8 protein-coding genes are annotated in these 8,949 nt (G+C 65.7%); 6 read left to right on the top strand and 2 right to left on the bottom strand.

Annotated features, from left to right (window positions below; genetic code table 11):
• From FJY68_12170 to ftsY, 4 genes are all read left to right on the top strand, one after another.
• A partial coding sequence (locus FJY68_12170) for a DUF3795 domain-containing protein (GenBank protein ID MBM3332580.1) occupies positions 1-226 on the top strand: 226 nt, incomplete at its 5' end.
• Between the two features lie 90 nt (positions 227-316).
• A complete protein-coding gene (locus FJY68_12165; GenBank protein ID MBM3332579.1) occupies positions 317-991 on the top strand; it encodes a transposase in 675 nt (224 codons plus the stop codon).
• 56 nt (positions 992-1,047) lie between these two features.
• Positions 1,048-4,551 carry a chromosome segregation protein SMC gene (gene smc / locus FJY68_12160; protein ID MBM3332578.1) on the top strand — a complete coding sequence of 1,168 codons (3,504 nt, stop codon included), beginning with the start codon at positions 1,048-1,050 and terminating at the stop codon, positions 4,549-4,551.
• Positions 4,552-4,572: 21 nt separating this feature from the next.
• The gene (gene ftsY, locus FJY68_12155; GenBank protein MBM3332577.1) at positions 4,573-5,436 is read left to right on the top strand and encodes a signal recognition particle-docking protein FtsY; all 864 of its coding nucleotides are present in this window, start codon (positions 4,573-4,575) and stop codon (positions 5,434-5,436) included.
• 51 nt (positions 5,437-5,487) lie between these two features.
• Here ftsY and FJY68_12150 read toward each other — a convergent pair whose 3' ends face one another.
• Both FJY68_12150 and FJY68_12145 read right to left on the bottom strand, forming a co-directional pair.
• Entirely contained in the window at positions 5,488-7,197 is a 1,710-nt protein-coding gene (locus FJY68_12150) for a hypothetical protein (protein ID MBM3332576.1), read from the bottom strand.
• Positions 7,128-7,490, bottom strand: coding sequence for a divalent-cation tolerance protein CutA (locus FJY68_12145; protein ID MBM3332575.1), 363 nt, complete (start codon positions 7,488-7,490; stop codon positions 7,128-7,130). Before FJY68_12145 ends, FJY68_12150 begins: the two co-directional genes overlap by 70 nt.
• Positions 7,491-7,783: 293 nt before the next feature.
• Here FJY68_12145 and FJY68_12140 point away from each other — a divergent pair, with 293 nt between their 5' ends.
• Entirely contained in the window at positions 7,784-8,416 is a 633-nt protein-coding gene (locus tag FJY68_12140; GenBank protein ID MBM3332574.1) for a hypothetical protein, read from the top strand.
• On the top strand, positions 8,413-8,946 hold the full coding sequence (locus FJY68_12135; protein MBM3332573.1) for a TlpA family protein disulfide reductase: 534 nt from the start codon (positions 8,413-8,415) through the stop codon (positions 8,944-8,946). The genes FJY68_12140 and FJY68_12135 overlap by 4 nt, the downstream gene beginning before the upstream one ends.
• Positions 8,947-8,949 lie beyond the last annotated feature (3 nt).

The raw sequence follows: 8,949 nt of genomic DNA, 5'->3' as shown, positions 1-8,949 counted from the left end.
CAAGAAGGCGCTTGACGGCCTGGCGATGCTGCGCTGCACGAAGATGTGTCGGGGCGGGGGAGGGAACCCCTGGTGCAAGATACGTCGCTGTGCGACGAAGCGGGCGTTCGCGGGCTGCTGGGAGTGCGAGGAGTCCGACGCGTGCAAGAAGCTGCTTCCGGCCTACCGTCCCAACCTGGAACGGATCCGGCGTGTTGGGCTGAAGGCGTTCCTCGTCCGGGAGTAGCCCGGCCAAGGGTTGGCATTCAATCGCCTTTAAATAGGGACGCTACCCACTTTCATATTGACATCGGCCCGCGTGCCGGTATCGTTAGCCGTGCCCCGCATGGCGCGTGTAGTAGTCCCCGGAATCCCTCACCACATCACCCAGCGCGGCAATCGTCGCGAGAACATCTTCTTCGTCAGGTCCGACTATCGCAGATACCTGCGTCTGCTTGGGGACTACGCCGCCGAGCGCGGACTTGACATCCTCGCCTACTGTCTGATGCCCAATCACGTCCACCTGGTTGGGGTGCCGGCCGAGGCCGGGTCGCTTGCCGCCGTACTGAAGCCGGTGCATCTTCGCTATGCGCAGCACTTCAATCGCTCGCAGGAATACAGTGGTCGGGTTTGGCAGGGGCGCTTCTACTCCTGCCCGCTCGACGCCGAGCACACCGCGGCGGCAATTCGCTACGTCGAGTGCAATCCCGTGCGTGCCGGCCTTGAGCCTCGCGCTGCGAACTACGAGTGGAGCAGCGCAGCCGCCCACGCAGGATTGCGTCGCGACCGTCTGCTGGTGGCGGATATCGACAAGTGGGTTTCCGTTGGCGACTGGTCGGATTGGCTGGCGGAGGCGGAACCGGAAGACCTTGTTGGGCGGCTGCGCCTGCATACGCGGACTGGCCGACCCCTGGGTGTGGAAGTGTTTGTCCGGAAACTGGAAACACAGAGCGGCCGCAGGCTGCAGGCACTCCCGCGCGGGCGGCCGATCGGCAAGCCGGAAAATGGGTAGCGTCCCCATTTATGCTGCTTGACTTGGGTAGGGTCGCTCATATAGTTTAGCCCGACGTGCGAATCAAAGAGCTCCAGCTCATCGGGTTCAAGTCCTTCCAGGACAAAGTAACGCTGCGATTTTCGCCCGGCCTGAATGCGGTCATAGGACCAAACGGCTGCGGCAAGACCAACGTGCTCGACGCGTTGCGTTGGGTGCTGGGCGAGCAGTCGTTCACCCTCCTCCGCTGCGCGAAGAATGAGGACCTGATCTTCGGCGGCACGGCCACGGTCGCGGCAGTCAACCTCGCCGAGGTGAAGCTGGTGCTGGATGACGTGGCGCAGGACGAGGGGCAGCCGCCGGCCGAAGTCGAGATCAGGCGCCGGTACTTCCGCTCGGGTGAGAGCGAGTACTACCTCAACAAGCAGCCTTGCCGTCTGCGCGATATCCAGGAGGTCTTCTTCTCCTCGGGGGCGGGCACCAAGGCCTATTCGATATTCGACCTGCGCCAGATGCGGGAAATCATATCGGGGAACATCCGGAAGATGTTCGAGGAGGCGGCGTCGCTCGCCAAGTACCAGGACGCCAAGGCGGATTGCCTGCGCAAGCTGGAACTGACGAACGGCGACCTGCTCCGCCTGGATGATATCATCGCGGAGCGCGAACGGTTCGTGCGCAGCCTGCAACGGCAGGCGGGCAGGCTCCGGGCGTTCGACAAGCTGAAGGCAGAGGAAAAGGGACTGCGGCTCATCGAACTCAAGGCTGACTCCGAAGCGATGCAGCGGGATCTGCAGCGGGCCCAGGCAGACACCGAGGCGATCGAGCAGGCTGAGGCCGCCCGCGTCGCGGAGATCAGACGCCTGGACGAGGAGCTCAAGACGCAGCGCGGCCGGGTGCGGGACCTCCAGATACTGAAGGATGAGCTGGCGGCGAAGGTGCAGTCGCAGCGGCAGGCAGTATCCGACCTCGAGGGGCGTAACCTGCTGGCGCGGCAGCGGATTGAACTTCTCGCCGGCGCGACTGATCGAGGTGAGACCGAGCGGGTCGCGTTGGAGGAGAATCTGCGGCAGATGGAGCAGACCTTCGCGCAGACTCTGGACAAACTGGCCGCCGCAAACGAGCGGCAGGCGCGGTCACAGGAGACGCTTGAGCGCCAGCGCCGGGCGGTGCAGGCGCTCGAGGAGCAGCTGTACGGGCTGCGCAGCCACGAGGTTGATCTCCGGCGGCAGATGCAGGAGCGGCTCGAGCAGGGACAGACCAGCCGGCAGGAACTGGCACGACTCGACGCGGCGCTGGAAAACCAGCGCGAGACGAGCGCGCGGCTCGCCGCGGAGAATGGGAGCGTCAGAGCGCGGCTGGACCGCAACCAGGAGGAGGTCGCGAGCACGCGTCAGAAGATTGCCGAGGCGGAAGCGGCCATCGGTTCGGGCCGGAAGCGAATCGAAGCATTGCGCAGCGAGCTGGCCGGTGCGCGCGATGAGCGCAACCGGCTGCGGAGCGAGGACGCCAGGCTCCGCGAGGAGAGGAGTGGGCTGGAGACCGAACTCGCCCTGCTGCGTGCCGCCATCGCCAGCGAGCAGGCAGAAACCGGTCGCGCGGCGCTGGCCGAAGGGCTGCGCGGCGAGGCGAGCGCATTCCTGGAAGTCGCTACCGGGTGGGAACGGGCCTGCGAGGCCGCGCTCTATGCGGTCGTTGACTTTCTTGTCTCGGCCGCCGGCCCGGAGAAGTTGGCCGAGACCGCCGGGAAGCGTCCCGACCTTCGCTTCGGCTTCCTCACGTCTGTGCCGGATTCCCAGCTACCGGCGCCACCCGCGTTGCCGGTCGACGGCGCGGTAGTCGGCCCGCTTTCCGAATTCGTCAAGGTCAAGAGCGAGGCCCCGGCCGTGTTGCGGCAGCTGGTCGAGGCCAGTCTGGTGGCAGGCAATGCTGCCGATCTGGACCGGCTGTCGCGCCAATACCCGGGTTGGTCGTTCGTCACCCGCGATGGCGTCTGCCGCTTCCCTGACGGGCGGCTGGTGATCGAGGGCCGGGACAGCGGCCGGCTGAGCGCCGGGCGGTCCATCCACGACAAAGGTGAGCGGCTGGGCCACGTAGAAGCGGAAATCGAGCGGACGACCGTGGCCGAGGCCGCGCTGGCCCGACGCCGCGAGGAACTGGAAAAGGAGATAGAGCAGGTCGAATTCGAGGTCGGAGAGACCGGGCGCCGGAAGGCCTCACTCGACGCTGCGTTCGAGCTCACAGCCGCGACCGGTGAAGAACTGGGACGTGACCTGGAGCGCCTGCGCGCCGGGCAGCACGCGTCCGCGGCCCAGGTGCGGACACTCGAGGAGCGGCGGTCCGGGCTGGTCGCCACTTCCGGAGAGTTTGAGGCCCAGACCCAGTCCGGCACCGGCGCCCTCGCACGCACCGAGGCCGAAGCCCGCGAACTGGAACAGAAGGTCAAGGCTGAGCTGGAGCTGTCATCGCAGGCGCTCGCCGAGCTCTCCGAAGCGCGGCAGGTCGGGTCGCGGCTTGAGGCGGAGAATGCTTTTGCCAAGCGTCAAATCGATGACGGCCGGCGTCGACTCCAGGAGTACACGGCGGGAGCGGAGCGCAATCGCGAGGAGAGCAAGGTACTGGAGAAGGAAATCGGTGAACGCACCGTGGAGATCGGGCAGGCGCGTTCAGTCCTGGCCGGATTCGAAGAAGAGGCCGGGAAGCTGCACATTGCCGAACTGGCGCGGGCCGAGGAGGCGCTGGAAGCCAACCTGGCCGAGATGCGCCAGGCGCAGGAGCGCAACCAAAACGTCCTGATGGAGCAGCGGATGAAGCTGTTCGAGCTGAACCAGCGTTTTGTCGCGATCGGCGAGGAGGCGAGGTCGACCTACGGCGCCGACATCGCCGCGTTCCAGCCCGCTGCGACCGAGGGCGCCGAGGAGCGGCTGGCCCAGGTGCGCCAGCGGCTGGAGGCACTCGGGCAGGTGAATCCCCTGGCGGCCCAGGAGTATGCGCAGGAGAAAACGGACCTGACCAGGCTGGTGACCCAGCGCGAGGACGTGGCCGCGGCCAAGCTGAACCTCGAGAGCGCGCTCACGGAGATCGACCGGCACGCGCAGGAGCAGTTCGCCGCCACCTATGGCGAAGTGCGCGGTCACTTTCGCGAGATCTTCCAGACCCTGTTCCTCGAAGGCGAGGCCGACCTGGTGATGACGAACGACACGAACCCGCTCGAGTCTGAGATCGGTATCATCGCTAAGCCGCGGGGGAAGAACCCGAAGCGGCTCGAGCAGCTCTCCGACGGTGAGAAGGCGCTGCTGGCAGTCTCGCTCCTGTTTGCCTTCTACCGGGTGAAGCCGGCGCCTTTCTGTTTTCTCGACGAGGTAGATGCGCCGCTCGACGATGCCAACGTCGGGCGCTTTGCCGACTATCTGAGGGGGATATCAGAAAGGACGCAGGTGGTCATCATCACCCACAATCGGCTGACCGTGGAGCGCGCGGATGTCGTGTTCGGGGTGACGGCTGAGCAGCCGGGCATTTCCACGCTGGTATCGGTCAGCCTGGCCGAATACCGCCAGCAGGCGCAGCCGGTCGCCGCAAGCTAGTCCGTGAATCCCTTCGCCCGCATCGGCGCCAGCTTCACGAAGCTGGCCAGCGGCCTGGCCAAGACCCGACACGTGTTCCAGCGTCTCCTGGTCGCGGCCAACACCGAGGAGTTGGAGGAGGCGCTGCTGGCAGCCGATGTTGGGGTCAAGGCTACCGACATCCTGGCAGCGAAGGTGAAGCATGCGACCGGTGACCGGCGCGAGATCCTCGAAACCGAAATCGCCAGGCTACTCAGCCCCGGGCTCCGCCCGTCTGTCACCGCACCGCCGGCTCCGCTGGTCGTGATGATCGTGGGCGTGAACGGGTCGGGCAAGACTACGACCGTCGGCAAGCTGTGTCGCCTCTTCGCCGACCAGGGGCAGCGGGTAGTGGTCGCTGCGGCCGATACCTACCGTGATGCCGCCGCCGAGCAGCTCGGCATTTGGGCGAAGCGGGCCGGGGTCGAGATCGTATCTTCGGTGCAGGGGCAGGACGCGGCTGCCGTTGCGTTCGATACCATCCAGAAGGCGGCGCAGAAGAAGATCGACGTGGTGATGATTGATACCGCAGGCCGGCTTCACACCCGCAAGGACCTGATGGAGGAAGCGGTCAAGATCAAACGGGTCTGTGGCAGAGTGAAGCCCGGCGCCCCGGACGAGGTCTGGCTGGTTCTGGATGCCACGGTGGGGCAGAACGGTCTGCGTCAGGCCGTCGCATTCAACGAGCAGTTGGGGCTGACCGGACTGGTCGTGACCAAGCTCGACGGCACGGCCAAGGGGGGGGTACTGATCCCGATCGTGATGGAACTGGGTGTTCCGGTGCGGTTCACCGGTACCGGCGAAGGGCTGGATGATATCGAGCCCTTTGACCCGAACGCCTACGCCAAGGCGCTGTTCGAGGACTGATCCGGAGGCTCCCCTCCGGCAGTGGCCCGGGTTTGGGGCGGCTCCTGCCGCCTAGCTGCCGGCGCTACTCTCTTCCGGCTTCTCCGGCTTGAGCTGCAGAGCGTCCTGCGCCAGTGCTGCTTCCAGAAACGCGATTGCCTGTTGCGCCGCTTCCCGCACTTCCTTTGGCTCCCTGCCTACCGGCCAGTTGCGTGACATGCGGTGCAGTCTCGGCAGAACGCGGGTTACGCGCATCGCCGCCAGCCCGGCGATCCCGGCACAACGCACGCCCGGCTCCGCCGCGTCCAGCGCGTCTTCAAGAAATGGGATTGCCACCGGGTTGCCTATGCGACCGAGGGCACGCAGCGCGTTGATGCGGACCAGGTCGCTCTCGTCATTGAGCGAGTTCAGCAGCGGCAAGGTGGCGGCGAAGTCGCGCAGCTTGCCCAATGCCTCGGCTGCCTGGGCGCGAACCATCAGGTCGCGGTCTCTGAGTGCCTCGTTCAGAGCCGGCACCGCGCGGCCGTCTCCGATCTCGCCGAGCGCATGGGCCGACACGCTTCTGACCCAGATGACCTTGTCGGCCAGGGCGCGGATCAGCCGGTCGCAGGCCCCGCGGTGCCGGAGCCGGCCCAGCACATCTATCGCCCGCACTCTGACGTCGACCGCTTCGTGGTCCAGCAGTCCAGATACCAGGTCTATGGCCAGTTCACCGAGGTTCTCGATCCCGGTGGCGGCGGCCGCCGCGACTTTGTCATCCTGGTCTCCCAGCAGGCAGGCCAGAGCCTGGGCGGAGCGGGCGTGCTTGATCCTGCCCAGTGCGGTCGTCGCCGAAAGCCGGACGCGGTCGTCGGTATCGCCCAGGGCGCCGGCCAGAGCCTCCAGGGCGGACGTGTCACCAAGTGCTCCAAGTACCTCGGCCGCCGAGGCGCGAACCGTGGGTTCCGGATTGGTGAGGAGTTCGGTCAAAGGGAGAGTCGAGGCCTTGCCCTGCTCCAGCAACTGGCTGACGGCATGGATGCGCTCTCCCAGGTCGTTGCCGGAGAGAGCCTGGATCAGCCGGGTGACCGAACCGGCGCTCAGGCGGCGGAGCGCGGCCAGCGCAGCTTCGCGGACGTTCGAGTCCGGGTCTTCAGCGCAGGCGCTGGACAGGATGTCAACCGCTTGCTGGCTCCCGATACGGCCGAGTGCCTCGACCGCGGCAGCCCGCACCGGCGGGTTCTCATCGGCCATTTCGTCGATAAGGGCATTCACGGCCAACGGACTTCGGACGTCGCCGAGGGCCCGGGCGGCGGCAATCCGGACATCATCTACCATATCCCGCAGTAGCTCGAGCAGCGGCGGCAGCGCGCGATCACTGCCGATACGGCCGAGAGCCGCGGCGATGGCGGCGCGCGTGTCGGGCGCGGGGTCGGCGACGTGCGCGGTCAGGAAGTCAAGCCCACGCTCGGAACGCAGCACGCCGATGACTGTAGGTACGACGGCATCGACCGGGCCCTGCCACGTCGCAAGATACCAGGTCAGCGGTTCGACCGCGTCGACGCCGATGGCCGCAAGCGAGTAGGCGGCCAGCGTCCGGGTGGCATCGTCCGGATCCCTGAGCATCAGCACCAGGGCGCCGGCGGCTTCGGCGCCGCCGATGTGGCCCAGCTTCTCGACGGCGAGCCGCCGCGCCAGCGGGTCCGGGTCCTTCAACCCGGCGACGAGGCCGATTATCGACAAGACGACCTCCTCGCGGACGTCGGCTGCGTGGCCGGTGAACGTACGGCCGCCGCGAGCCACTCGAGATAGCGCCGGCTGCCGGCGGAAATCGGCAGCGCGACCAGTTCCGGAGTGTCATAGGGGTGGTGCTTCTGAACCATCGCCGCGATCGCTCGTAATCGCGCCCGGGTCGTCTTGATGAGACAGAGCCACTCACTCGCCGTCTCAATCTTGCCCTGCCAGCGGTAGACGCTCTCAATTGGTCCGACGATCTGGACACACGCAGCCAGGCGGCTGTCGACCAGCGCTCGAGCGATGCGGCGGGCGACACTACGGCGGGGCGTGGTGGTGGCCAGTTGGAGATACTTCTCCATCGTGTAAGTGTCCGCACGGAGTGCTGCTAGTCAAGCGGGGTAGGGAGCGCGGCGTCGGCCGGGAATATCCGGCCTGCCTCGGAAGTATATCAACTCAGGCGCTGTCCCATTTGACACTACGGATGTGCGCCAATAAGATTGTGTTTATGACTCGCAAGAACGCCGCCATGGCTGTCGTTCTGGCGTCCGCAGTACTCCTGGCCGGCTGTTCCGAAGCTCCGGTAGTACCAATCCAGCCGACCAACCGCCGGGTGTTCGCCGAACTTATCGGCGAAACCGGCTGAGCCAACTGCATGCTCGCGGCGCGAGCACTAGACAGCCTGATCAAGGTGCGCTACGGTGACAGCCTGACGGTGGTTGAGTGGCACCCCTATTCCTTCGATAACCTGAACATCAATCCGGACGACAGCCTGCGCGTCGCCCGGTACCAGCACAACCCGGGCCAGCCGTCGCTGGCGCTCGATGGATACCTGGAGGTCGTGATGCCTTCCGACCCCGCCCTCTATATCAGCGCTTTCGACGACGCGATCCGCAACGTGAAGTCGGACGCATCCTATTTCATGCTGGAGGCGCGGGGTGAAGCGGACAGCGCCACCGGCCGGGTTGTGATCACGCTCGCCGCCGACAGCATCGCTTCCGGCACGGCGCCTACCCTCTATTGCGTTGTTACCGAAGATAGTCTGACCGACGCGCTCGGCGCGGCCTACTTCCGGGTCCCGACCCAGCTGGTGCCGAACCGCAACGGCCAGCCGGTCAGCTTGGCGCGGGGGGACACGTTGGTTGATACGTTTGAGTTCAGCACGGCCGGTCGCCGACTCGACATGCTGGGTGCGGCGGTGTTTGTCGAGGACGCAAGCGGGACCGCGGAACACCGCGTGCTCCAGTCCGCTACCATCAAGAGATTCACCATGACGGAGGAGAAATGAAGCTGATTCTGAACATCGGTCTGGTTCTGGCTTTTGCCGCCGGCGCGCTCTCCGCTGCCGAGAAGGAAGATTACCCGCTGGCCCAGTCGTTCACCCTCAAAGATGTGACCGGTGCCGAGGTGACACTCGACAGCCTGCTCAAGGTCGGACCCGTGTACATGGAGTGCTGGGATCTGCCGTGCGTCAACTGCATCGCCGAACTCGATGCCCTGATGCCGGTCTACGATACGCTCAAGGAACGGGGACTCCAGATCGTCGCGCTGTCAGTGGACAAGCCGGCGGACGAGGCCCGGGTCAAGGCGTTCGTGAAGAGCAAGAAGTGGCCCTACATCTGCCTGCTCGACGCCCAGAACGAAGTCAAGAAGGCCTACGGGATTATCATCAAGCCGACCGCCTATCTCATCAATCAGAAAGGTGAAATCGTCTACACCCACATCGGGTACAAGAAGGGCGACGAGAACCGGATCAAAGCCGAGTTCCTGAAGTGGCTGCCCGAGGAATCGGCCACCGAGGAGAAGTCGGAAGAGTGAAAG

This window comes from candidate division WOR-3 bacterium (genome assembly GCA_016867815.1).
GTDB lineage: Bacteria > Hydrothermota > Tepidihabitantia > Tepidihabitantales > Tepidihabitantaceae > UBA2258.
Note: the sequence above shows the minus strand (reverse complement) of the source record. Positions and strands in the feature narration are given on the sequence as shown.